This window comes from Caulobacter vibrioides OR37 (genome assembly GCF_000372645.1).
Taxonomy (GTDB): domain Bacteria; phylum Pseudomonadota; class Alphaproteobacteria; order Caulobacterales; family Caulobacteraceae; genus Caulobacter; species Caulobacter vibrioides_E.
On record NZ_APMP01000001.1, the window covers coordinates 181,884 to 206,410 of the forward strand.

21 protein-coding genes are annotated in these 24,527 nt (G+C 68.3%); 7 read left to right on the forward strand and 14 right to left on the reverse strand.

Annotated elements, in window-relative coordinates:
• Window positions 1-38 precede the first annotated feature (38 nt).
• Window positions 39-1,319: a citrate synthase gene (gltA, locus tag OR37_RS00870; protein WP_004615220.1), complete on the reverse strand. Its 1,281-nt coding sequence runs from the start codon at window positions 1,317-1,319 to the stop codon at window positions 39-41.
• Between the two features lie 67 nt (window positions 1,320-1,386).
• Window positions 1,387-2,799: a glutamate--tRNA ligase gene (gene gltX / locus OR37_RS00875; protein WP_004615221.1), complete on the reverse strand. Its 1,413-nt coding sequence runs from the start codon at window positions 2,797-2,799 to the stop codon at window positions 1,387-1,389.
• Between the two features lie 294 nt (window positions 2,800-3,093).
• On the opposite strand from gltX, the gene OR37_RS00880 reads away from it, so the two are divergent.
• Entirely contained in the window at window positions 3,094-5,130 is a 2,037-nt protein-coding gene (locus tag OR37_RS00880) for a ComEC/Rec2 family competence protein (RefSeq protein WP_085953248.1), read from the forward strand.
• Window positions 5,131-5,176: 46 nt separating this feature from the next.
• Window positions 5,177-5,944 (forward strand): isocitrate lyase/PEP mutase family protein, encoded by a 768-nt coding sequence (locus OR37_RS00885; protein WP_004615223.1) that lies wholly within the window; start codon window positions 5,177-5,179, stop codon window positions 5,942-5,944.
• A gap of 55 nt (window positions 5,945-5,999) precedes the next feature.
• Here OR37_RS00885 and lexA read toward each other — a convergent pair whose 3' ends face one another.
• The 5 genes from lexA to OR37_RS00910 all read right to left on the reverse strand — a co-directional run bounded on the left by lexA (window position 6,000) and on the right by OR37_RS00910 (window position 9,898).
• On the reverse strand, window positions 6,000-6,710 hold the full coding sequence (lexA, locus tag OR37_RS00890; protein WP_004615224.1) for a transcriptional repressor LexA: 711 nt from the start codon (window positions 6,708-6,710) through the stop codon (window positions 6,000-6,002).
• A gap of 116 nt (window positions 6,711-6,826) precedes the next feature.
• Window positions 6,827-7,435: a lysophospholipid acyltransferase family protein gene (locus OR37_RS00895; RefSeq protein WP_004615226.1), complete on the reverse strand. Its 609-nt coding sequence runs from the start codon at window positions 7,433-7,435 to the stop codon at window positions 6,827-6,829.
• Window positions 7,436-7,473: 38 nt separating this feature from the next.
• Entirely contained in the window at window positions 7,474-8,262 is a 789-nt protein-coding gene (gene trpC / locus OR37_RS00900; protein ID WP_004615228.1) for an indole-3-glycerol phosphate synthase TrpC, read from the reverse strand.
• Window positions 8,259-9,287: an anthranilate phosphoribosyltransferase gene (gene trpD, locus OR37_RS00905; protein WP_004615230.1), complete on the reverse strand. Its 1,029-nt coding sequence runs from the start codon at window positions 9,285-9,287 to the stop codon at window positions 8,259-8,261. Before trpD ends, trpC begins: the two co-directional genes overlap by 4 nt.
• A gap of 14 nt (window positions 9,288-9,301) precedes the next feature.
• A complete protein-coding gene (locus tag OR37_RS00910; RefSeq protein ID WP_004615231.1) occupies window positions 9,302-9,898 on the reverse strand; it encodes an anthranilate synthase component II in 597 nt (198 codons plus the stop codon).
• Window positions 9,899-10,114: 216 nt separating this feature from the next.
• Between OR37_RS00910 and OR37_RS00915 the strand changes: the two genes are divergently transcribed.
• A complete protein-coding gene (locus OR37_RS00915) occupies window positions 10,115-10,324 on the forward strand; it encodes a hypothetical protein (RefSeq protein WP_004615232.1) in 210 nt (69 codons plus the stop codon).
• Window positions 10,325-10,365: 41 nt separating this feature from the next.
• Here OR37_RS00915 and trpE read toward each other — a convergent pair whose 3' ends face one another.
• A complete protein-coding gene (trpE, locus tag OR37_RS00920; RefSeq protein WP_004615233.1) occupies window positions 10,366-11,916 on the reverse strand; it encodes an anthranilate synthase component I in 1,551 nt (516 codons plus the stop codon).
• Window positions 11,916-13,877 carry a peptidylprolyl isomerase gene (locus tag OR37_RS00925; RefSeq protein WP_004615234.1) on the reverse strand — a complete coding sequence of 654 codons (1,962 nt, stop codon included), beginning with the start codon at window positions 13,875-13,877 and terminating at the stop codon, window positions 11,916-11,918. Before OR37_RS00925 ends, trpE begins: the two co-directional genes overlap by 1 nt.
• 139 nt (window positions 13,878-14,016) lie before the next feature.
• Here OR37_RS00925 and tpiA point away from each other — a divergent pair, with 139 nt between their 5' ends.
• Complete coding sequence (tpiA, locus tag OR37_RS00930; RefSeq protein WP_004615235.1) at window positions 14,017-14,778, forward strand: triose-phosphate isomerase; 762 nt, start codon at window positions 14,017-14,019, stop codon at window positions 14,776-14,778.
• A 120-nt stretch (window positions 14,779-14,898) separates the two neighbouring features.
• A complete protein-coding gene (aspS, locus tag OR37_RS00935) occupies window positions 14,899-16,737 on the forward strand; it encodes an aspartate--tRNA ligase (protein WP_004615236.1) in 1,839 nt (612 codons plus the stop codon).
• Window positions 16,738-16,819: 82 nt separating this feature from the next.
• Here the strand turns inward: aspS and OR37_RS00940 are convergent, their stop codons facing one another.
• The 3 genes from OR37_RS00940 to OR37_RS00950 form a co-directional block, all read right to left on the reverse strand.
• Entirely contained in the window at window positions 16,820-17,701 is an 882-nt protein-coding gene (locus tag OR37_RS00940) for a pentapeptide repeat-containing protein (RefSeq protein ID WP_004615237.1), read from the reverse strand.
• Window positions 17,702-17,795: 94 nt separating this feature from the next.
• A complete protein-coding gene (locus tag OR37_RS00945; RefSeq protein WP_004615238.1) occupies window positions 17,796-18,287 on the reverse strand; it encodes a pentapeptide repeat-containing protein in 492 nt (163 codons plus the stop codon).
• Window positions 18,288-18,359: 72 nt separating this feature from the next.
• Window positions 18,360-21,080 (reverse strand): TSCPD domain-containing protein, encoded by a 2,721-nt coding sequence (locus OR37_RS00950; RefSeq protein WP_004615239.1) that lies wholly within the window; start codon window positions 21,078-21,080, stop codon window positions 18,360-18,362.
• A gap of 282 nt (window positions 21,081-21,362) precedes the next feature.
• Between OR37_RS00950 and OR37_RS00955 the strand changes: the two genes are divergently transcribed.
• The gene (locus tag OR37_RS00955; RefSeq protein WP_035016785.1) at window positions 21,363-21,758 is read left to right on the forward strand and encodes an NADH:ubiquinone oxidoreductase subunit NDUFA12; all 396 of its coding nucleotides are present in this window, start codon (window positions 21,363-21,365) and stop codon (window positions 21,756-21,758) included.
• A 5-nt stretch (window positions 21,759-21,763) separates the two neighbouring features.
• Window positions 21,764-22,465, forward strand: coding sequence for a DUF2155 domain-containing protein (locus OR37_RS00960; protein ID WP_004615241.1), 702 nt, complete (start codon window positions 21,764-21,766; stop codon window positions 22,463-22,465).
• Here OR37_RS00960 and aat read toward each other — a convergent pair.
• Both aat and accC read right to left on the reverse strand, forming a co-directional pair.
• Entirely contained in the window at window positions 22,402-23,055 is a 654-nt protein-coding gene (aat, locus tag OR37_RS00965) for a leucyl/phenylalanyl-tRNA--protein transferase (protein ID WP_004615242.1), read from the reverse strand. The two genes, OR37_RS00960 and aat, sit on opposite strands and share 64 nt — an antisense overlap.
• Window positions 23,056-23,179: 124 nt before the next feature.
• Window positions 23,180-24,526: an acetyl-CoA carboxylase biotin carboxylase subunit gene (gene accC, locus OR37_RS00970; RefSeq protein WP_004615243.1), complete on the reverse strand. Its 1,347-nt coding sequence runs from the start codon at window positions 24,524-24,526 to the stop codon at window positions 23,180-23,182.
• Between the last annotated feature and the right edge of the window lies 1 nt (window position 24,527).

The following is a 24,527-nucleotide window of genomic DNA, read 5'->3' on the forward strand; positions in this document are numbered from 1 at the left end:
CGAAGCGGGGCCTGATCCTTGATCCGAGGCCGAAGCGCTTAGCGCTTTTCGACCGGAACGTAGTCGCGTTGCGTGGCGCCCGTGTAGAGCTGACGCGGACGACCGATCTTGCGGGAGGGATCCTCGAACATTTCCTTCCACTGGCTGATCCAGCCGACGGTGCGGGCCAGGGCGAACAGCACGGTGAACATGTTGGTCGGGAAGCCCATCGCCCGCAGGGTGATGCCCGAATAGAAGTCGATGTTCGGGTACAGCTTGCGCTCGATGAAGTAAGGATCGCTGAGGGCGACCTTTTCCAGTTCCTGGGCGACTTGCAGCAGCGGGTCGTTGTTGTGGCCCAGTTCCGCCAGAACTTCGTGCGCGGTCTTTTGCATGACCTTCGCGCGCGGATCGAAGTTCTTGTACACGCGGTGGCCGAAGCCCATCAGCTTGTACTTCCGGTCCTTCACGCCTTGGACGTAGTCCTTGATGTTGTCGACCGAACCGATGGTCTCCAGCATCTCCAGCGCTTCCTGGTTGGCGCCGCCGTGCGACGGGCCCCACAGGCAGGCGATGCCGGCGGCGATGCAGGCGAACGGATGCGCGCCCGACGAGCCGGCCAGACGGACGGTCGAGGTCGAGGCGTTCTGCTCGTGGTCGGCGTGCAGGATGAAGATCCGATCCATGGCGCGGGTCAGCACCGGGTTCGGCTTCCAGTCCTCGGCCGGCACGGCGAAGCACATGCGCAGGAAGTTTTCCGAGTACGACAGGTCGTTGCGCGGCGACACGAACGGCTGGCCGACCGTATACTTGTAGGCGCGCGCGGCGATCGTCGGCATCTTGGCGATCAGGCGGTGAGCGCTGATTTCGCGCTCACGGGCGTCGTCGACATTGATGCTGTCGGCGTAGAAGGCCGACAGGGCGCCGACGGCGCCGGTCATGACGGCCATCGGGTGGGCGTCGCGGCGGAAGCCTTGGAAGAACGCGTCGAACTGAGCGTGCAACATCGTGTGGTAGGTGATGTTGTGCTCGAACTTGGCGAATTCCTCCGCCGTCGGCAGTTCGCCGTTCAGCAGCAGGTGGCAGACCTCGAGGAACGAGGAGTGCTCGGCCAGCTGATCGATCGGATAACCGCGGTGCAGCAAAATGCCCGCGTCGCCGTCGATATAGGTGATCTTGCTTTCGCAGGACGCGGTCGAGGTGAAGCCCGGATCGAACGTGAAGTGGTCGCTCTCGGCGTAGACCTTGCGGATGTCGAGGACGTCCGGACCCGTGCTGCCCTTGAGGATCGGCAGTTCGTAGCTCTTGTCGCCGATCGTCAGCGTGGCTTTATCGGTCATACTTAGACCCCTTCATAAGTGGAACGAGCAGTCCAACTTTCGCTTTTCGCGGCTGCGTTATAGCGCCTCATGCGCGCGACGCCAGGGCGTCGTCAAGGCGCCCCAAACTCTCTTCACGGGCGAGCGCGGCCATGGTCTTGTTCAGGTCGGGCGCCGGAGCGCCGCCCGTCAGGATTCCGCGCAGCGCCGGACCGAACTTGCCGAAGCCGACACCTTCGGATTCCGCGAACGTTTTCAACACGGTTTCCAGGGTGGCGGCGTCAAATGACGGCGCGGCGGCCAGTTGGTCGCGCAGACGACCCAGGCGCGCGACGGTTTCTTCCGTAAGCTGCTTTTGAGTTTTTTCCTCCAGCGCCAACGGACGGGTCTTCAGCGCGAAAGCGCAGTGGTCGACCAGCTCCAGGATGGTCTTGGCGCCTTCCTTCACTTCGGGAACCGTGCGGGCGATGCGTTCGCGGGCGTCGGCGGGCAGGGGCTCTCCGCGCTTTTCGGCCGCCTTCAGGGCCAGATCCGTCAAGCGAGCGTCGTCGGCCTTGCGCAGATGCTGGGCGTTGATGTGGTTCAGCTTGGCCCAGTCCAGGCGCGCGGGCGCCTTGACCACATCCTTCACGTCGAACCAGCTGATCGCCTGCTCGTCGTTGAACACCTCGTCGTCGCCGTGGCCCCAGCCCAGACGCGCCAGATAGTTGCGCATCCCTTCGGGGATGTAGCCGAGATCGGCGAACTCGCCGACGGCCTGGGCGCCGTGACGCTTCGAGAGCTTGGCCCCGTCCGGACCGTGGATCAGCGGGATATGGGCGAAGGCTGGCACATCCCAGCCCAGCGCCTTGTAGATCAGGGTCTGGCGGGCGGCGTTGTTCAGGTGGTCGTCGCCCCGGATGACGTGGGTGACGCCCATGTCGTGGTCATCGACCACCACCGCGAGGTTATAGGTCGGCGCGCCGTCCGCGCGGAGCAGGACCAGATCGTCCAGCTCGATGTTGCGGAAGGTCACGGGACCCTTGACCAGGTCGTCCACCAGGGTTTCGCCATCCAGCGGGCCCTTGAAGCGGATCACGTGCGGCGCAGACAGATCGCCTTCCGGCGCGTCGCGCCAGGGCGAGCGGATGGCCTTGCCCTCGGCGCGGGCCTTCTCGCGGGCGACCTCCAACTCCTCGACCGTCATCCAGCAGCGATAGGCGCGGCCTGCGGCCAGCATCTGGTGAACCGCCTCGACGTGACGCGGGGCGCGGGTGTGCTGGAAGACGACCTCTTCGTCGGATTTCAGACCCAGCCAGTCCAGGCCCTCGAAGATGGCGGCCACGGCGGCCTCGGTCGAGCGCTCGCGGTCGGTGTCCTCGACGCGAACAAGGAACTTTCCTCCCGTATGCCGTGCATATAACCAGTTGAACAGCGCGGTGCGGGCGCCGCCGATGTGCAGAAAGCCGGTGGGCGAGGGCGCGAAACGCGTGACGACGCCGGTGGGGGAGAGGTTCGACATGGACTTCAAGGCTGCAAGGCTAGGCGCCGTGACGGCGTCGGATTTCGCGGGCCGCGGCGCGGCTTCGGCGCCGCGTCTTAGCACGCCATTTCGGGCGGGGCCTAGCGGTTTCGTGTCCAGTCTCGAACTTGTCCGCGGCGTCAAAAATACAAAGGTTTCCGCGTGTTAGGCTCTGATGTTCTGGCTGGAGATCTGGCGCCGTCGCCGCGCCTTGGCGGCTGGGCGGCTCTTAAGCGTCTGATCCTGGCGGAAGGCCTGGCCAACCTGGATCGCGCGTTTCTCTGGGCGCCGGCCATGTTCGGCCTCGGCGCGGCGGCCTATCTGGAGGCGCCGGCCGAGCCCTTGCTCTGGCCCCTGGCGGCGGTCGCCGCGACCTTGGCAGCCGCCTGGGCTCTGGCGCGTCGTTGGAACGCGCCACGCGGCCTGATCGTCCTGGTCAGCTTGGCGGCGTTCTTCATGGCCGGCGGCCTGGCCGCTAAATTACGCAGCGACCGCGTGGCCGCGCCGCTGATGAGCGGCGAGCGGATCGTGCGCCGGGTCGATGGCTTCGTGGTCGATGTCGCCAGTCCGGGCGCGGGCGGCCAGCGGCTGGTGGTCGCCCCAGTCGCGATCTCCGGCCTTGCGCCGGAGCGGACGCCGCGTCGGATTCGCGTGACGATTGGCCAAAACCCGATCCCGGCGCCGGGCAGCGCCGTCCACCTGAGGGCCATGCTGGGCCAGCCGCCGCCGCCGGCCGCGCCGGGCTCCTATGATTTCGCGCGTGACGCCTGGTTCGATTCGATCGGCGGGGTCGGCTTCGTGATCGGCGATATCGGGGACGTGAGTCTCGACGCGCCGCCCGCGCGCCTGCGGATCGCCATGGCTGTCAACGCCTTCCGCTGGAGTCTGGCCCAACGAATTTTCGCGCGGATGGGGCCGTCCAGCGGCGGCATCGGCGTGGCCATGGTCACCGGTCACGAAGCCTGGATCACCCAGGCCCAGACGGACGCCATGCGCGCCTCGGGCTTGGCGCATATCCTGTCGATCAGCGGCCTGCACATGGCCATCGTCGGCGGCTTCGTCTTCGGCCTGGCGCGCCTGGCGGTCGCCGCCTGGCCTTGGCTGGCCCTGCGCGCGCCTGGCAAGAAGATCGCCGCCATCGCCGGCCTGCTGTCCGTCCTGGCCTATCTGGTGATCTCCGGCGCCCCGCCGCCGGCCGAGCGCTCGGCTATCACCGCCAGCGTCGCCTTCCTCGCCATTCTGTTCGACCGCAGGGCGATCACGCTGCACGGACTGGCGGTGGCGGCTTTGCTGATCCTGGCCTGGAAACCCGAAGCCGCCGGCGAGCCGGGCTTCCAGATGTCGTTCGCCGCCACCGCCGCCCTGGTGGCGCTGGCCGAGGCCTGGCCGCGCCCTCTGAAAGAAATCTCGACGCCCTGGTGGATCCGTTGGCCGCAAGCTGGGCTCGCCTGGCTGGCGATCAGCGTCGCCGCCAGTTTCGTGGCGGGCCTGGCCACCGGGCCGTTCGCCATGCAGCACTTCAACCGCGTGGCCATCTGGGGATTGCCGGCCAATCTGGCGGTCGAGCCCCTGTCGTCTTTCGTCATCATGCCGTTCCTGGCTATCGGAACGGTGCTTGAGCCCCTTGGCCTGGGCGGGCCGTTCCTAGCCGTGGCCGGCTGGGGCATCGACGCGATGGTGGCGGTGGCCAACGCCTTCGCGGGCGTCCATGGCGCGCAGAGGATCGTGGCCAGCGCGCCGCCCCAGGTGCTGGTGGTCGCGTTCCTGGGCCTGATGATGCTGTGCCTCTGGCGCGGACGGCTTCGTTGGATCGGCGCGCCGATGGCGCTGTCGATCGCCCTGTGGCCAAGGCCCGAGCCGCCCGACGCCTGGATCGCCGCCGACGGCGCGACGGCGGCCGTTCGGACCGGGGACGCGGCGGTGCTGCTGCGCACCGACGCCAAGCGGTTCGGCGCCGAGCTTTGGGCGCGGCGCCGCGGTTTGGAGCCGACGACCTGGAGCCTCTATGGGTGCGATCGCCGGGTCTGCGTCCCCGCGACGGGCGCGCCGGTGCGGCTGGCGTTGGCCTGGAGCCGCAAGACGCCGGACGCCGAGATCCTGTCGGGCTTGTGCGCCGCGGCCGAGGTCGTCGTGGTGCGTGGCCCGCGGCCCGAGCGTATTCCGCCGCTGTGCAATGACACCGTGCTGCTGACCGGCGAGGACTTCGCCCAGGGCGGCGCGGCGGAGCTCTACAGGCATCTGGATGGCTGGAGGATCGCCTGGGCCCAGCCCTTGCGGGGCGATCGCCCCTGGAGCCATCTGCTGACAGCCGATGTCACGGGCGACCGTTAAGGCGGGGCGCGAGGCTAACGCGTCCGAAGGGGTATCAAGGAACATCATGTCTAACGATTTCACCGCCCGCCGCGCCGCTTTCCGGGCGCTCCACGCCGAGGGCTGCTTCGCCCTGCCCAATCCCTGGGACGTCGGAAGCGCTCTTCGGTTGGAGAAGATGGGCTTCAAGGCCCTGGCCTCGACCAGCGCGGGCGCGGCCTGGGCCTTGGGCAAGGACGACGGCCGGCTGAGCCGCGACGAGGTGCTGGCGCATCTTCGGACCCTGTGCGCGGCCACGAGTCTACCGGTCAATGCCGACTTCGAGAACGGCTTCTCCGACACCGCCGAGGGGGTTGCGCGAAACGTCGCGTTGGCGATCGAGACCGGCGTCGCGGGGGTCTCGATCGAGGACTGGTCCGGCGAGGCGCTGTACGATCTGCCGACGGCGGTCGAACGCTTGCGAGCCGCGCGGTCGGCCATCGACGCCTCCGGACAGGACGTGATGCTCGTGGGCCGGGCGGAAGGCTATCTGCGAGGTGATCGAGACCTGAACCGGATCCTTGAGCGCCTCAAGGCCTATGCGAACGCGGGCGCGGACTGCCTCTATGCGCCGGCGGTCGCGGAGGCCGATATGATCCGGGCCATTGTCCAGGCTGTCGCGCCCAAGCCCGTCAACGTTTTGCTTTGGGGACCGGACATGTCGCTTGAGAGCCTGGGCGCCTTGGGCGTGCGTCGCGCCAGCACCGGCGGCGCTTTGGCGGCCGCGGCGTGGGCTGGCTTCGACAGCGCGGCCAAGAGCCTCGCCGAGGTCGGGCGGCTGCCGCCGCGGCGATAGGGCGACAGCTTCAGGGTGTCCGGTCATCCCCGCACGCGGGGACGACCGCTCGGGATCAGTGATAGCGACGGATCAGGCCGACCAGCTTGCCCTGCACCTCGACCTGGTCGGGGCCGAAGATGCGCGTTTCGTATTTGGGGTTGGCCGCCTCCAGGGCGATCGAGCCGCCCTTCTTGCGGAGGCGCTTGAGGGTGGCTTCCTCGCCGACCAGAGCCACGACGATCTCGCCGGACGTGGCCGTATCGCCCTTCTTGATGATCACATAGTCGCCGTCGAGGATGCCGGCCTCGATCATCGAGTCCCCTTGGACCTCGAGGACGTAGTGCTCGCCATTGCCGAGCATGGTCTCGGGCACCGGCAGGCGCTCACGCTCGTGCTGGATGGCGTCGATCGGCGTGCCTGCGGCGATGCGGCCGAGGATCGGCAGATCGCGGCTGTCGCTCGTCGGTCCCGAGGCGGCCGAGGCTGGCGCGGAGGGCGGCGCGCCGCCGCCCTCGAACACCTGCGGACGGAAGGCGCCGCGGCCTTTCGGCGGGGCGGCCGTCGTGGCTTGCTGCGGCAACTTCACCACCTCCAAGGCCCGAGCGCGGTGGGCGAGGCGGCGGATGAAGCCACGCTCCTCCAGGGCGGTGATCAGGCGGTGAATTCCGGACTTGGACGCCAGATCCAGCGCCTCCTTCATCTCGTCGAACGAAGGGGACACGCCGGTCTCCTTGATCCGCTCGTGGATGAACATGAGCAGTTCGTGCTGCTTGCGGGTGAGCATGGCGACCTCGGCTGGAGCGCGGAACAAACCGCAAACCTTGGAGATGTTCTCTAGGCGTTCTTCCTTAATGTCAAGTTGACGCCGTTCGCGCTGTGTTCAGGCCTGAAAAACAAGGCTCAGGGGGCGTTCGGCGGCGGCGCGGCCGCCGAATCGGTCAGCTCTTCGAACCGCGTGGCCAACTCGGGGAACTTGGGCGTGCAGGTCTCATAGAAACCGGCGATGCGGCGCATGTCGGCCTCGTAATCGCCTGTCGGATAGAGCGCCGGACCCAGACCGACCCGCTTTCGCCGATAGTCCATCATTCCCAGCACGATCGGCACGCCCGCGCCGACGGCGATGTGGTAGAAGCCGGTCTTCCACTGACGCGCCTTGCCGCGCGTGCCCTCCGGCGCGATCGTCAGCATGAATTGGTCGCGCCGGGCGAATTCCTCGATCATCGCCTTGACCATGTCCTTCGAGCGCTCGCGATCCAGCGGAATGCCGCCGAGGTCGCGCATCATCGTGTCGAAGGGCGGTTTGAACAGCGAGGCCTTGCCGATGAAACTGAGATCGAGCCCCAAGGCGTCGGCCGCGCCGACGAAATAGACGAAGTCCCAGTTGCTGGTGTGCGGGGCGGCGACGATGACGAACTTGCGGGTCGTCGGCGGCTCGCCCTCGATACGCCAGCCCCGAAGCTTGAAGTGAGCCGAGAGCGCCCATTTCACCACGCGGGCGAGCCAGTTCATGCGGTCTTTTCCAGGCCGAGCCGAGGTTGAGCTCAAACTCAGCCTATCAGGGTTTTCGTGGCGGCCGTCACGTCAGCATGTCGCATCAGGCTTTCGCCGACCAGCATGGCCTTGGCGCCCGTCGCCTCCATGCGCGTGACGTCGGCGTGGGTGAAGATGCCGCTTTCGGTGACCAAAAGGGCGTCCTTGGGCGCGAGGGCGGATAGGCGCTCGGTCACCGCCAGATCGACGACGAAACTTTTCAGGTCGCGGTTGTTGACGCCCACGAGGTCGGCGCCCAGCCCGGCGGCGCGCGCCATCTCGGCCTCGTCGTGAACCTCGACCAAGGCGTCCATGCCCAAGCGCCTAGCTTCGGACATCAGCTCGGCGGCCAGGACGTCGTCGATCATGGCCAGAATCACCAAGATCGCGTCGGCGCCCAGGGCGCGGCTCTCGGCGACCTGCCAGGGATCGACCAGGAAGTCCTTGCGGATGCAGGGCAGGGCGGTCGCCGCGCGCGCGGCCACGAGATAGGCGTCGGCGCCCTGGAAGCTGGGGCCATCGGTCAGGATCGACAGGCAGGCCGCGCCGCCGGCCTCATAGGCCTTGGCCAGGACCGGCGGATCGAAATCCTCGCGGATCAGGCCCTTGGACGGTGAGGCCTTCTTGATCTCGGCGATCAGCGACAACTTGCCCGGCGCGTGCCGGGCTGCCAGCGCGGCCTTGAAGCCGCGCGGCGCCGAGGCGGCGTTGGCGGCGGCGTCGATGTCGGCTTGCGAGCGCGCGGCCTTGCGGCTGGCGACGTCCTCACGCTTGTAAGCGGCGATCTTGGCGAGGATGTCGGTCACGCGGGCACTTCCGTGGAGTTGGTGGCGGCCACGAGGCCGGCGAGCGCCGCCTTGGCGCGGCCTTTGTCGATGACGTCGCCGGCCAAGGCGATGCCTTCGGCCAGGGTCTCGACCTTGTCGGCGACCAGGAACGCGGCGGCGGCGTTTAGCAGGACGATGTCGCGATAGGGACCCTTCTCGCCGTCGAACAGACGGGTCAGGGCGGCGGCGTTGAAGGCCGGATCGCCCCCGGTGAGATCCGAAAGCGCCGCCCGGGGCAGGCCGACGGCTTCGGGCGTGATCCGGAACAGATGCACGCGGCCGTCGCGCCATTCGGCGACCTCGGTCTCGCCCGTGGTGGTCAGCTCGTCCATGCCGGAGCCATGCACCGACCAGGCGCGCTCCGCGCCCAGAGCCCCCAGGGCCTTGGCGATCGGCTCGACGAAGCGCGGCGCCGAGACGCCGACCACCTGGCGCTTGGCGCCCGCTGGATTGGTCAGTGGGCCCAGCAGGTTGAAGATCGTGCGGAAGCCCAGCTGCTGGCGGATCGGCGAGACGTGTTTCATCGCGCCGTGGTGCGCCTGGGCGAACAGGAAGCAGATGCCGGCCTCGTCCAAGGCGCGCCGCTGTTGCTCGCGCGTCGCATCGATATTGACGCCGAGAGCGGTCAGGACGTCCGCCGTGCCGGACTTGGAGGTGATGGCCCGGTTGCCGTGCTTGGCGACCTTGAGGCCGCCGCCGGCGACCACGAAGCCGACGGCGGTGGAGATGTTCAGGGTGTGCAGGCCATCGCCGCCGGTGCCGCAGACGTCGATGACGTCGTAGGGATGCTCCAGCTGGACGGCGGCGCGGCGCATGGCCCGGGCGCAGGCGGCGATCTCGCCGACCGTCTCGCCGCGCAGGCGCATGGCGGTCACGGCGGCGGCGACCTGGGCGGGCGTTGGCTCGCCCCGCAGACAGGCGGCGAAGAACACCTCGGCGTCCTCGTCGCCCAGGGTCTGGCCGTCGGCCAGCTTGGCCAGCAGCGGCTTGAAAGCGTCGGACATGATACGGCCCGCTCCTAGACCCAGATCGCCGCGTCGCGGGGCACGCCCGCCAGGTCGATGAAGTTGGCCAGCATCTGATGACCGCCCTCGGTGGCGATCGATTCCGGATGGAACTGGACGCCGAACACCGGGCGCGTCCTGTGCTGGACGCCCATGATTTCGCCATCGTCGGTCCAGGCCGTGACCTCCAGCTCGGGCGGCAGGTCTTCCTTGCGGACGGCCAGGCTGTGATAGCGCGTGGCGGTGAACGGGTTGGGCAGGCCCTTGAAGATGCCCTTGTCGTTGTGGCGAACCTTGCTGACCTTGCCGTGCATGACCTGCTTGGCGCGGATCACCTCGCCGCCATAGGCCTGACCGATGGCCTGATGGCCCAGGCAGACGCCCAAGATCGGCAGGTCCTCGGGCGCGCCGCGCAGCAGAGGCAGGCAGATGCCGGCCTGGTCCGGGGCCTTGGGGCCAGGAGACAGCAGCACGGCGGCGGGCTTCAGGCCGAGCGCCTCCTGCACCGTCAGGGCGTCGTTGCGGTAGACCTCGGTCTCCGCGCCCAGCTCGTTCAGATAGTGGACGAGATTGTAGGTGAAGCTGTCGTAGTTATCGATGACGAGGATCATGACGCCGCCTTTCGGAGTGCGGTTCTAGAGCAAGCCGCGCGATATAGGAATCGCGTGGTTCGCTCTATTTTTTTGTTTTCGCATCGCTTTCGCGAAAAACCGGCATCCACTTTTCGCCCGATGCTCCAGCCCGCGATGAAGGTTTGTGTAGCGGCATTTTCGCGCGCGGCTTTCAGGGCCGGTTACAGCGGTCGCGAGCTTGCGCATCATGGCGGCATGGACCCGCGTGATTCCGCCCTGGACCCCGTCGCTCTCGCCTATGTTCGCGCTCTGTTGCGTCCGAAGACGCGGAGCGTGAAGCTTGGCGTGGTGCTGACGGCGGCGGCCTTCGCCGCGCTGTGCGCCATCAGCTTCGCCACGGTGATGGTGCTGGCGCCGCCGGCGGTCACGCAACACCTTCCAGACGATCGCCTCGGTGTCCCATGAGCGCCAAACGACCGCCCCGCCGCGTCCGCCAGCCCTAAGGCTCAGCTGAATCGCCAGGCTTCCTCGGCGGCGCGCTTGAGGGCGCGGGACTTGTGCAGGGTCTCGTCGTACTCGGCGTCGGGATCGCTGTCTGCGACAATGCCGCCGCCGGCCTGCACGTACATCATGCCGTCCTTCACCAGCGCCGTGCGCAGCACGATGCAGGTGTCGACCGAGCCATCGGCGCCGAAATAGCCCACGGCCCCGGCATAGCCGATGCCGCGCTTTTCGACTTCCAGCTCGTCGATGATCTCCATGGCTCGCACCTTGGGCGCGCCCGACAGGGTGCCGGCGGGGAGGGCCGCCATCAGCACGTCGACTGGATCGACACCCTCGGGCGCGTTGCCCTCGACGTTCGAGACGATGTGCATCACGTGGCTGTAGCGTTCGATCTTGAAGCTCTCGGTCACGCGGACATTGGGCCCCTTGGGGCGTTCGGCCAGTTTCTGCTCGGCGGACGCGTTGCGGCCCTGCTGACGAAGCATGGCCACGCGACCCACGTCGTTGCGGCCCAGGTCCAGCAGCATTAAGTGCTCGGCGCGCTCCTTGGGATCGGCCAGCAGTTCGGCCTCGAGCGCCGCGTCCTCTTCCGGCGTCGCGCCGCGCGGCCGGGTGCCGGCGATCGGCCGGATGGTGATCTTGCCATCGCGCAGCCGGACCAGGATCTCTGGGCTGGAGCCCACCAGATTGAAGCCGTCCAGGTTCAGGAAGAACAGGAACGGCGACGGGTTGGTGCGGCGCAGCGAGCGATAGAGCGCGAACGGCGGCAGGTCGAACGGGCTGCGGAACCGGTGACTGGCCACGACCTGGAAGATGTCGCCGGCGGCGATGTAGTCCTTGGCCTTGGCCACGACCTCGGCGTAGTCGGCGCGGCTGACCGGCGTCGTGAACTCCATCGGGCCGCGCGGCGTGTGGGGACCTTCCTGGGCCAGCGGCTTGCGCAGGTCGGCCATCACGGCCTCGATCCGCGCCTGGGCGGCGGCGTGGGCCTCCTTGGCCGAGACCCCGGCTCGCGGCCGCACGGCCGTGGTCAGCACGATCTCCTGGGCGATGGCGTCGAAGATCGCCACGATCGACGGCCGGGTCATGATCCCGTCCGGCAGGTCCAGGGTGTCGGTATTGACGTCGGGCAAGCGCTCGACCAGCCGCACGAGATCATAGCCCAGCGCGCCAAAGACCCCAGCCGTCATCGGCGGCAGGCCCTTGGGAATCTCCATCCGCGAACGGGCCACCAGGTCGCGCAAGCTGTCCAGCGCGTCGCCAGGCTGGGGCGTGTAGCGGCCGGCGGCGATGTCGGCGCCCTCGGCGATCTCGGCCTTCTCGCCCCGGCAACGCCAGACGAGGTCCGGGTTCAGGGTGACGATGGAGTAGCGGCCGCGCCAGGCGCCGCCTTCGACGCTCTCGAACAGAAAGCTATAGGGACGCGCCTGGGCGATCTTCAGGTAGGCCGAGACCGGGGTCTCGAGATCGTCGATCAGGCGGGTCCAGACGACCTGCGGCCGTCCAGCCTCATAGGCTTCCGAGAAGGCGTCGAACGCGGGCTCCAAACTCATTACTCGGCTTTCTTTCCGGCCTTGCCGCCCTGCGCCTTGGCCAGGGCGTCGGTGTCGACCCCGATGGCCTGGCGCGCCAGCGTCAGATTGCTCTTGGTCTTCAACTGGACCTTGGCGGCGTTGCGCGCCGCGTCGCCCAGGTCGCGCACCAGTCCGCTGGCGGCCTGGGTCTGCAGGATGACCGAGGCGCGGGCCACGTCGGCCGCCGGGGCGGCGCGCACCTTGTCCAGCTTGGCCACGACATAGGCCTCGCCCTGCTGGCCGGCGCGCGCGGTGAAGACCTCGCCCGGCTTGGCGTTGAAGGCGGCGACCAGGAACTCACGGCCCAGGCCCATGTGCTGCTGGACGTTCTCGCGCGACAGGCCGTCGACGTGCTGCACCTTCGACTGGGCCGAGGCGGCCACGGCGTCCAGCGTCTCGCCCTTCTTGACCCGGGCCGCCAGTTCGTCGGCCTTGGCCTTCAGGCGCTTGCCCAGCTCCTGGCCCATCCAGACCGCGGTCAATTGCGGCTTGATCTCGGCGAGCGGCGGCATGGCGGCGGGAATGACCTTCTCGACGCGGACGGCGTAGTATTCGCCCTTGCCGGCCTCGATCAGGTCGCTGTCCGCGCCTTGGCCCAGGCCGAAGGCGGTCTTCAGAATCTCCGGCGTCAGGCCGGCGACCGGCTGGCCGGTCTGATCGGCGCCCTGAGCGGTGACCGGGGCGGTCGTGACGACCATGGCGCCGGCCTTGCTGGCCGCGGCGACCAGATTGGCGCCGGCGTCGTGGGCGTCCTGATAGGCCTGGGTCTGATCGTAGGCCTTGCTCTGGGCGGCCTGGGCGCGAACCTCGGCCTCGATTTGCGGACGGACGCTCTCCAGCGTGGCGGCGGCGCCCGGCGTGACCTTGGTCACCTTGATCACCGAGACGCCAAGATCGCCTTGAATCGCGCCGCTGGACTGGCCGGCGGCCAGCGAGAACGCCGCGTCGGCGACCTTGCGATCGGGCAGGGCGGTCTTGGGCTTGTCGGCCAGGACGAGGGCGGTCTTGCCATAGGCCTTGGCCACGGCGGCCGGATCCTCGCCCTTCTTCAGGCGGTCGGCCATGGCGGCGGCGGTCTTGAGGTCCGGAGCCTGGATTTGGACCAGCGAACGGGTCTCGGGCTTGGCCAGGCTGTCCTTGCGGAAGTCGAAAGCCTTCTGCACATCGGCCGGGTTCGGTGTGACGCTGGGCTCGAGCGCCTTGGCGCTGATGCGCACGATCGACAGGACCCGGGTCTCCGGGCGGGTCAGGCGCTCGCGGTTCTCGTTCATGAACGCCGTCAGCTGGGCGTCGGCCGGCGGCGCGGGGCGCGGCACCGAGGCCGGATTGATGGCGAACGCGCCGACGTCACGGGCTTCCAGGCCGTAGGCGCCTTGCAGGGCGGCATAGATGCGCGGCGCCTTGAAGCCGTCGGCCACGGCCGTGAAGAAATGCGTCTGGGCGATCTCGTCGCGCAACGAGGCCTCGTAGGCCTGGGGCGTGAGGTTGTTTTGGGCCAGCAGGGCGGCGTAGGTCTTGGAGTCGAACTTGCCGGTGATCGGGTCGAACGGACGCTGGGTCGGCGGCAGCTGGCTCATCTGCTCGCGCACCACGTTGCCGACCAGCTTGTCCGAGGGCGCGACGCCCATGTCGTGGATGGCGGCGGCGATCGATTCCTGCAGCGCCAGCTCTTGAAGGATCTGGCGGTCGACGCCTTGCTCGACAGCCTGGTCGGGCGTGATCGTCGTTCCGTTCCGCTGCTCCATCGCCTTGCGATAGTTGTCGAAGCGCAGCTTGAAATCCTGCGGCGTCATCGTGCGCGATCCCGCGCTGATTACGCCGGAGCCGCGCGGACCCTTGAACACGTCGCTGATGCCGAAGATGGCGAAGCTGACGATCAGCAGGCCAAACAGCAGCACCGCGAACGGGCTTTTGGCGAAAGTGCGGAAACCGGCGAGCATAGGGGCGAAAACCTTCCAGACGGACCGCCGCGCGAACGGGCGCGATGGTCGAGAGCAGCGGGTATAGTAGAGCCACACGTCAACGGGCAAGCGGCGCGGGCTTGACTTCCCAGGGGAGCGTGTCCCCAAGAAGGCGTTCATGACCCTTTCGAGCACGACGCCCCGGACGCTGATCGCCGGAAATTGGAAGATGAACGGCCTTTCGGCCGCCCTCGAAGAGGCCCGCGCCGTGGCCGCAGCGCTGGACAGCCAGCCCGTCGCCGCCCGCGTCGCCATCTTTCCGCCCGCCACCCTGCTGCACCGCTTGGCCGACGCCGTGGAGGGTTCGTCCGTCCTCGTCGGCGGCCAGGACTGCCACGCGAACGCCAACGGGGCCCACACCGGCGATATCGCGGCCGAGATGATCGCCGATGCGGGCGGGACCCTGGTGATCTGCGGCCACTCCGAACGCCGGACCGATCATGGCGAGACCTCGGAGCAGGTGGCGCGCAAGGCCCAAGCGGCGATCGCCGCTGGCCTCGAGCCCATCATCTGCGTCGGTGAAAGCCTGAGCCAACGTCAGGCGGGAGAGGCGGTCGCGTTCGTGTTGGGCCAGGTCCGCGAATCCTTGCCGGCCGGTCTGAAGGGGCAGGCCTTCAATGTCGCTTACGAACCGCTTTGGGCCATCGGCACGGGCCATGTGGCGTCCGTCGAGGACATTATCGAAATGCACGGGGCCATCCGCGCCGAACTGGTGGCGTTGTTCGGCGAACAGGGCGGGGCGACGCCGATCCTCTACGGCGGCTCGGTGAAACCCGACAACGCCGGCGAGATCCTGGCCGCGCCGGAGGTCGGCGGCGCCCTGGTTGGCGGCGCTTCGTTGAAGGCCAAGGATTTCCTGGCCATCGTCGCGGCCGCCTAGGTCGACGCCGCTTTCGGGACGGGTCTCGCGCGCGCAAGATCCGTCCCCAGAATCCTTGACATCGCGGCGCCCACGTGCGCCTTACCGCGCCTTGCAAATCAGCGCGTATTCAAGACTTTCATGACCTCCATGCACGCCTATCGCACCCATACCTGCGGCGCCCTGCGCGCTTCCGACACCGGCGCCGCGGTGCGTCTGTCGGGCTGGATCCATCGCAAGCGCGACCATGGCGGCCTGGTCTTCATCGACCTGCGCGACCACCACGGTCTGACCCAGCTGGTGCTGCACCCCGAGACCCCCGGCTTCGCGATCGTCGAGCGCCTGCGCGCCGAGAGCGTGATCCGTGTCGACGGCGAGGTCATCGCCCGCGACGCCAGCGTGGTGAACCCCAACCTCCCGACCGGCGAGATCGAGATCCGCGTGTCGGCCGTCGAGGTTCTGAGCGAGGCCGCCGAGCTGCCGCTGCCGGTCTTCGGCGAGCCGGACTATCCCGAAGAGATCCGCCTCAAGCACCGCTATCTCGATCTGCGTCGCGAGACGCTGCACAAGAATATCGTCCTGCGCTCGCGCGTGATCCAGTCGATCCGCAACCGCATGTTCGCCCAGGGCTTCAACGAGTTCCAGACGCCGATCCTGACGGCCAGCTCGCCCGAAGGCGCGCGGGACTTCCTGGTGCCCTCGCGGATGCACCCGGAGAAGTTCTATGCGCTTCCCCAAGCGCCCCAGCAGTTCAAGCAGCTGCTGATGGTCTCGGGCTTCGACCGCTACTTCCAGATCGCCCCGTGCTTCCGCGACGAGGACCTGCGCGCCGACCGGTCGCTGGAATTCTACCAGCTCGACGTCGAGATGAGCTTCGTCACCCAGGAAGACGTGTTCGCGGCCATCGAGCCGGTGATGCACGGCGTCTTCGAAGAGTTCGGCAATGGCCGCCGCGTCTCGCCGATCAGCGAGACCCACACCTTCACCAACGACTTCGGCGCGACGTTCGAGCACAAGGGCTTCGAGCGCCTGACCTACGCTCAGTCGATGGCCTGGTACGGCAGCGACAAGCCGGACCTGCGCAACCCGATCAAGATGGCCAACGTCTCGGAGCACTTCCGTGACGGCGGCTTTGGCCTGTTCGCCAAGATCCTGGGCGCCGACGCCAAGAACCAGGTCTGGGCGATCCCGGCCCCGACCGGTGGTTCGCGCGCCTTCTGTGACCGCATGAACAGCTGGGCCCAGGGCGAGGGCCAGCCGGGCCTGGGCTACGTCTTCTGGTCGGAAGACCAGGGCGGCTGGGGCGGTCCGATCGCCAAGAACCTGGGGGAACCGACCCAGGCGCTGATGGAGTCACTGGGCCTGGGCGCCGGCGATGCCGCCTTCTTCGTGGCCGGGGACCCGGCCGTGTTCGCCAAGTTCGCGGGCCTGGCCCGCACGCGCGTCGGCACGGAGCTGAAGCTGGTCGACGAGAACCAGTTCAAGTTCTGCTGGATCGTTGACTTCCCGATGTTCGAGTGGAACGAGGACGAGAAGAAGGTCGACTTCTCGCACAATCCGTTCTCGATGCCGCAGGGCGGTCTGGAGGCCCTGGAGAACCAGGACCCGCTGACCATCCGCGCCTACCAGTACGACATCGTTTGCAACGGCTATGAGCTGTGCTCGGGCGCGATCCGGAACCACAAGCCCGAGATCATGCTCAAGGCCTTCAAGATCGCCGGCTACGGCCCCGAGGTGGTCGAGGAGCAGTTCGGCGGCATGTTGAACGCCTTCCGCTACGGCGCGCCGCCGCACGGCGGTCTGGCGCCCGGCATCGACCGCATCGTCATGCTGCTGGCCGACCAGGTCGCCATCCGCGAGGTTATCGCCTTCCCGCTGAACCAGCAGGGCCAGGACCTCCTGATGAACGCCCCGGCCAATGTGCTCGACAAGCAGCTGAAGGAGCTGCACATCCGCACCGCGCCCCCGATCAAGGTCTAGGATCAGGGTAAGCCCACGAAAAAGCCCTCCGGTCTTACGATCGGAGGGCTTTTTGATTTCGGGCCAGGCTAAGGCGGCGGCTTTACCACTTCGCCTTGGGCGCTTTCGGCGCGGGCGGGGCAGGTGGGGCCGGTGGAGCGGGCGGCGCCTTGGGCATCTCGCGCAGCAGCAGGAAATGGCTGCTCTTCAGGCCGTTGCAGGGACGCACTGTCAGGCCCGCGGGCAGACGCGCGCCATCGCCGCAGGCGTCGTCCAGCTGTTCCTGTTCCAGACCGCGCGCGCTGGACAGGTCCGCGCCGGTCAGCACCGCCATGGTCAGGTCCGCGTTTCGGAAGTCGGCTCCCGAGAAGATCCCACCCCGCAGGATCGAGCCCGTCATGTCGGCGTTGCGGAAGCTGGCGCTTTCGAAATGGCCGCCGGTCAGATTGGCGTGGTTGATGTCGGCGTTCGAGAAATCGGCGTCGCGGGCGTTCGCGCCTTGCAGGTTCGACCCGGTCAGCTCGGCGTTCGAAAAGCGGGCCTTCTGCAGGTTGGCGCCGACGAATTGCGAGCCATGCATTTCGGACGAGGTGAGATCGACGCGGATCAGCACGGCGGACTGAAGGCTCACCCCGCTGCCCTCGACGCCCGACATCCGAGCGTCGGTGAAGTTGGCGGCGACGAAATTGGCGCCGCGCATCTCCGCCCCGCGCAGGTCGGCGCGGCTGAGGTCGGCGCTGGCGAAATTGGAGCCGTAGAACATCGCGCCGCGCAGATCGGCGCCGATCAGGATCGCCCTGACGAAATTCGCATTGGCGAACTTGGCGTTCATCAGCTTGCGGCCGGCCAGATCGCAGTTGGCGCACATCCCGCCGAAAGACGTCAGCTTGGCGACATCCCTGTCCTCGACCGAGGCCTGGGCTTGGCCGGAGACGGCCATCAGGCTCAAGGTCAATGCGACGATGGAAGCGCCCCAGCGGGCCATTGATTTCTCCGTGCGGTCGATACGCGACTGTATGAGTTACGGTTTGGACGCGAGACCGTCCAGACGCCACTTAAATCGCGGTAATGACGGGGATTTAACGGCAGCGAGGCAGCGAAAGCCCGCGCGGCAAGGCGGTCGAGCCATCGCCGCAAGCCTGGTTCAACTGGCCCTGGGTCAGACCGATGGCGCGGTCCATTTCAGCGCCCGAGAAGTTGACGCCCGCCAAGCGCGCGCCGGCGAAATTCGCCCCCTGCAGGTAGGCCCCGACAAAGCTGGCGTTGGTCAGGTCGGCGTGGGCGAAGCTGGCGCCGGTCAGCACGGCGCCGTAGGCGTTGACGTCTCGCAGATCGCCGCCGGTGAAGCGGGTGCGGTTCATGATCGCGGCGGAGAAGTCGGCCTGGCGAAGGCGGGCGCCGGACAGGTTCTTATTCTTCAGCTCCAGATTGGCGAGATCGGCCTGGAACAGGTTGCAACGCGGGCAATTAGCGCCGTTTCGCACCGAGGCGATCTGTCCGGCGTTCTGGGCGGCGGCGGCGCTGGCGCAGCCCAAGGCCACTAGCGCGGCGATAAGAGCGATCGGTTTCATTCTGGCGCACGTCCTGCGGCAAGAGAGCGGTTCGCACCCTGGCCTAGCAAGCTTAACGCCAACCGAACGCGGTCACGAAGAGGCGAGGGGGCCGGGACGGTCCGACTGAGCGCCGCAGGTGTCGCAGACGGTCATGCCGCCGCGTCGAACCAGCGAAAGGTCGCCACAGGCTGGGCACATCTCGCCCTCGACGCCCGGACGGTCCGCCCCCTCGACCCGGCGGCGACCGAACGAGGCGAAGACCAGGTTGTCGGGCGCCGCGCCACGCGAGAAGCCTTTTGAGATGAACTTGCTGGCCAGCACGGGGTCGGGGCCGGCTTCATCGGCCTCGTCGTCCGCGCGTGGCTTGCCCCAACCCAGGCCGTCGGCGTTGAACTGGCCGCTGTCGCCATTGGCCAGGTCGTCGCGCCCCAGATACGACACGCCCAGTTCGCGGAAGATGTAGTCGAGGATCGAAGTCGCCGACTTGATCGAGTCGTTGCCCGTGACCGGCCCGGCCGGCTCGAACTTGGTGAAAACGAAGGCGTCGACGAACTCGTCCAGCGGCACGCCGTGCTGCAGGCCCAGCGACACGGCGATGGCGAAGTTGTTCATCAGGCTGCGGAAAGCCGCGCCTTCCTTGTGCATGTCGATGAACAGCTCGCCCAGCTCGCCGTCCTCGTACTCGCCGGTGTGCAGATAGACCTTGTGTCCGCCGACCGAGGCCTTCTGGATATAGCCCTTGCGGCGATCGGGAAGGCGTCGGCGGGAGCGGTCGCGTTCGACGATCTTCTCCACGACGCGCTCGGTCACCAGGGGGGCGCTGACCGGCGCCGCGCGCGCGGGTTCAGCGGCTTCCTCGGGCAGATCCAGCTTGAAGTCGGAGGGAGCGTCGGCGCGCATCAAACGCAGGGCGCGGACGCCGGCGCGCGCGGCGGCGGCCTGCGCGCGGACGGCGTCGGCGGGCCGTGCATCGAAAGCGATGGGGATCGTCACGGGAGCCGGCAGGCAGGCGAAGGCCTCAACGGCGGCGATCATCGCCAGGCGATCGCCGAAGGCGGGAGCCTCGACCGACCGGAAGGCCTCGCGCAGTTCCGGATTGAGCGCGTCGCAGTCGCCCAGGGTTCCCGCGCCCAGGGCGTGGCGCTCGGCGGCGGCGATCTCGGTGGGCGAGAAGTCGGCGAAGGCCAGGGTGTCGAAGTCGCGCCGAGCGACGTCCTCCGCCGAGGCGCCGAGCACGTCGCGCAGGAAGCCGGCGCCGACGACGGCCGGCGCGAAGGCGGCGCGCAGACCGTGGTGTTCGCGAAGAGCGTTATCGGCCTTCTCGATCTCGTGGGCCGTGAAGCCGCGCGCTTGCAGCATGAGGTGGTCTATGGCCGGACTGTCCAGCAGGGAGCCATGACCCAAGGCGTGCCGACGCGCGGCGTCCAGATCGACGCCCTCGGTCGAGAGGGCCTCGAACGCGGCCGGACTGAAGGCGGGCAGCAGCCACCCGTCGGCGGTCTGGCTCACCGACACGGGCGACATGGCGCCGGCCGGCCCGACCGGAGCGCCGCCTAGGCGCAGCGTGGCCTCGGCGTCCTCGAACGGGCCGACCAGGGCCGCCGAGCGCAGGCCGTGCTTGCGGGCCAGGGCGTGGGCGGTGGCCAGTGAGGCGGCGGCCTCCGTGGCGAGGTCCGAGCGCAGGGCGGCGGCGCGCACGCGGCGTTCCGCCAGGGTCTTCAGCACGCCCTGTTTGTCCTGGGCGAAGGCCTCGTCCTGACCCAGGACGGCCGCCGCCTCGGCGCTAGCCGACAGGGCCGCGCCGACCGCCAGGGCCCATAGCGCCGCCGCGCCGTCGCGGCCTTCGACGCTGGTCTGGGCCCAGCCCTGGCTCAGCAGGCAGTCGCCGACGCCGGCTAGGCCCAGGCGCGCGGGACGTTCGCCCCGTTCCAGCTCCAGCGCCGTGCCCCAAAGGTGGCAGACATAGGTGAAGCGTTCGATGTCGAAAGCGTCGTCGTCGAGGAAGGCGCTGGCGTCGATCGCGGCGGCCACGCCCACGCCGCGCGACAGGGCTTCGGCGTCGGTCGGCGACAGGGCCAGGGTCAGCGCGCCGGTTTCCCAGCCTACCTGGGCGGCCAGGGCGGCGGCCTCGTCGCCGGCGGCGACGGCCTGACGCGAGGCCGATGCGATCAGCGCCAATTCCCGAGCCGGGGCCTCGTCGGTCAAGGGCGGGCGGAAGGCGTCGGCCGTGGCGATGGCGTCGAGGATGACGCGGTCGTCGGCGCCCAGTTCGCGCGCCTTGCGCGCGGCGCGGGCCAGGGCGGGGTTCTTGCGGACGTCGCCGCAGGCGCGAGGATCGCCCGAGCAGCGGCGGACGGCGTCGGCCACCTGCGCCAGAGCGGCGTCGAGCCGCGCGGCGGCCTGGGCGGCAAGAACGCGGCCCCGTCGCTGGGCCAGAGTGGTCTTCACCGCGCTCTGGAACTCGATCTCGGCGATGTCGGGCAGCAGCTCCAGATTGCTCTGGCCGTTCGCGGGTGTGGCGACGCCCGACAGCATGGTGGCCAGCAGCGCCTCGCGGAACGCGGCGGCGTCGGTCTTGTCGCCGAACAGGCCGCGCGCGAGGCCAATCTGAGCGATCCGATCGGCGTATCGGGCGGGGCCGCCGCCGAGCGGCGCCTTCGGCTCGATCTCGCCGGCCCAGTCCAGCCAGGCCTCGACCCGCGCGTCGGACCAAGACGACGGCGCCGATACGACGACCATCTCGTCGGCGCGCTCCAGATCCCGCCATTCCATGGCGGGGACAATTCCGGCGGCTTTGACGGGCGTGCGCATGGGCGAGTTCCGGTCCGGGCGGCGGTAGTGATGTCTTGCCAAATCCCTAGCGGCTGATTCCAAGCCAACGGGATGCGCTTAAGGTCGCACCTCAAACTAGAACCTCGATCGCCGAGCCTCAATAGATGTTGCGGGCGCCGAGGTGCTAATCCACAAGATGTTGAAGCTTGGCGCGCTTTACCGGCGCTGGACGCTGCGCGTCCGGAACGCTATGTTCCGCCGACTTCAGCCGCGCCCGCCGCGCGGCCCCTGTGAGCCCTTATAATTCCGGGTGCGAACCTAGTGCTGAAAGCGATCTTCACGTGGTGGAACGGCGCGACCATGGGTCAGCGCTTCCATATCGGCCGCCGCGGCGTGTTTGTGGGCCAGGACGACTACGGCAACCGCTATTTCGAAGCGCGCGACAACAGCGACAGCTATGACCAGCGCAAGCGCCGCTGGGTGATCTACAGCGGCTATGCCGAGGCCTCGAAGGTCCCCGCCGAATGGAGCGGCTGGCTGCACTACACCCTGGACGAGCCACCCACCCGCGAGCCGCTGAAGCGCCGCGCCTGGGAGAAGGATCACCTGCCGAACCTGACCGGCACCGTGCACGCTTGGCGCCCTAAGGGCTCCCTGACCAATGGCGGCGAGCGCGCCGCCGCCACCAGCGACTACCAAGCCTGGAAGCCGGAATAGGGCCGATGACCCGCCGGGCGTCCCTGGTCGGCGTCGTCGCGATCCTGTCCGGCCTGGCCGCGACAGGCGTCGCCGTGGCGCGCCAGAACGCCCAACCGGCCCAGCCGGCGCCGGTCGCGGCCCCGCCGCCCGTCGCCTCGGCGGCGAAGCCCGCGCTGTCGCCGACGCTGCGGCCGTCGTCCAATCCGACGGCGGCGCCCGATCTGCGCGCGGCGCAGCCCGCGCAGGTCACGCCCGCTCAGGCCAATCCAACCCCGACCCCAGCCGTGAAGCCCGGCGCCGCGGACGGAGCGCTGGGCGCGACCACACCCGCCAAGCCCGCCGCGCCCAAGGCGCCGGACCTCCCCGCCAAGCGCGGTCGCTACGCCATCGCGATCATGCAAGCGCTCGACAAGGTCACGACCGAGACCATGCGGTTCGAGGTCCCGGTTGGTCAGCCGATCCGCTACAAGACGCTGATCTTCACCGTCCGCGCCTGCGAGACGGCGGCCGCCGACGAGGTGGCGCCGGAAACCACGGCCTATGTCGTGATCGACACCCAGCCCAAGGCCCAGGCCGGCCGCGCCGCGCCCGCCGGTCGCCAGATCTACAAGGGGTGGATGTACGCCAGCTCCCCGGGCCTGCACCCGCTGGAGCATCCGGTCTATGACGCTTGGCTGATCGCCTGCAAGCAGTCGATCCCCGACGCGCCGCCCGCCAAGCCGTAGAAGTCGCCCTCGACGGTCAAGGCCTTGGCCAGGCGTCGCCGATAGTCCGCGCGACTGATCTCGATCGTGCCGAACTGCGTCAGGTGGTCTGTGATGAACTGGGTGTCCAGCAACAGGTAGCCGCCGACGATCAGCCGCGCGGCCAAATGCACCAGCGCCACCTTGCTGGCGTCCCGCGCGGTCGAGAACATGCTCTCGCCAAAGAACGCCCCGCCCAGCGACACGCCGTAGAGGCCCCCGACCAGATCCGTCCCCGACCAAGCCTCGACGCTATGGGCCACGCCCCGCTGGAAGAGCTGGCCGTAGAGGCGTTGGATGGGATGGTTGATCCAGGTCTCCAGCCGCCCTGGCCGAGCGGCGGCGCAATTCTCGACCACCGCGTCGAACGCCGTGTCGATGCGGATCTCGTAGGGCTGATGGCGCACCGTGCGGGCCAGGCGCCGGGGAACGTGCAGCGCGTCAAGCGGCAGGACGCCCCGCCGCTCGGGATCGATCAGGAAGAGGCTCTCGTCCTCGCGGGCGTCGGCCATGGGGAAGACGCCGCGCGCGTAGCAGGCGACCAGGTCGTCGACCGTGAAGGCGTCTTCCATGACGAGGCCCGGACTAGAGCGCGATAGCCGAAAGTGTAAGCGGTTTCGGCGGTTATCACGCTCTAAATGTTTGATTTGGAGCCTTATTTTCCGCTCGAATGATTCCATTCGAGCGGATAAGGCTCTAGGCTTCCTGGGACTTGATCCAGCGCTCCAGCCAGTGGATGTCGTAGTCGCCGGCCAGGATGTCGGGTTGCACCAGGAGGTCCTGGAACAGCGGGATCGTGGTCTCGACGCCGCCGACCACCATTTCGGCCAGGCAGCGCTTCAGGCGTGCGACGCACTCGGCGCGGTCACGACCATGCACGATCAGCTTGCCGATCAGGCTGTCGTAATAGGGCGGGATCGCATAGCCGGTGTAGATCGCCGAATCCAGGCGAACGCCCAGGCCGCCCGGCGCGTGGAAGTCGGTGATCACGCCGGGCGAGGGCGTGAACGTGCGCGGGCTCTCGGCATTGATCCGGCACTCGATCGCGTGGCCCTCGAACACCACGTCGTCCTGGGTGAACGACAGCGGCAGGCCGGCGGCGATACGGATCTGCTCGCGCACCAGGTCGATGCCGGTGATCGCTTCGGTGACCGGATGCTCGACCTGCAGGCGGGTGTTCATCTCGATGAAGAAGAACTCGTCGTTCTCCCACAGGAACTCGATGGTCCCGACGCCCAGATAACCGATGGCCTTGACGGCATCGACGACGATCTTGCCGATCTTGGCGCGGCCTTCGGCGGAGAGGGCTGGCGAGGGGGCTTCTTCCAGCACCTTCTGGTGGCGGCGCTGCAGGGAGCAGTCGCGTTCGCCCAGGTGCACCACGTTGCCGTGGCTGTCGGCGATGACCTGCAGCTCGATGTGGCGCGGCTTCTGGAGGTAGCGCTCCATGTAGACCGTGTCGTCGCCGAAAGCGGCGCGGGCCTCGGCGCGGGCGGTCGAGACCGCTTCGGCGAGGTCTTCACGCGTCTGGGCGACCTTCATGCCGCGACCACCGCCGCCGGCGGCGGCCTTGATCAGCACCGGGAAGCCGATGCGGTCGGCGGCCTCGAAGGCCTCTTCTTCGGTCGAGACGCCGCCGTCCGAGCCCGGAACGACCGGGATGCCGGCGTCCTTCACGGCCTGCTTGGCGGTGATCTTGTCGCCCATCATCCGGATGTGCTCGGGCTTCGGACCGATGAAGGTGAAGCCGTGCGCGCCGACGATCTCGGCGAAGCGGGCGTTCTCGGACAGGAAGCCATAGCCGGGGTGGATCGCCTGGGCGCCGGTGATCTCGGCGGCCGCGATGATCGACGGGATGTTCAGGTAGCTCTTGGCGGCCGGAGCCGGACCGATGCAGACGCTTTCGTCGGCCAGGCGCACCCACATGGAGTTGCGGTCGGCCTCGGAGTGCACGGCCACCGTGGCGATGCCCATTTCCTTGCACGCCCGGTGGACCCGGAGCGCGATCTCGCCCCGGTTCGCGATGAGGATCTTGTCGAACATG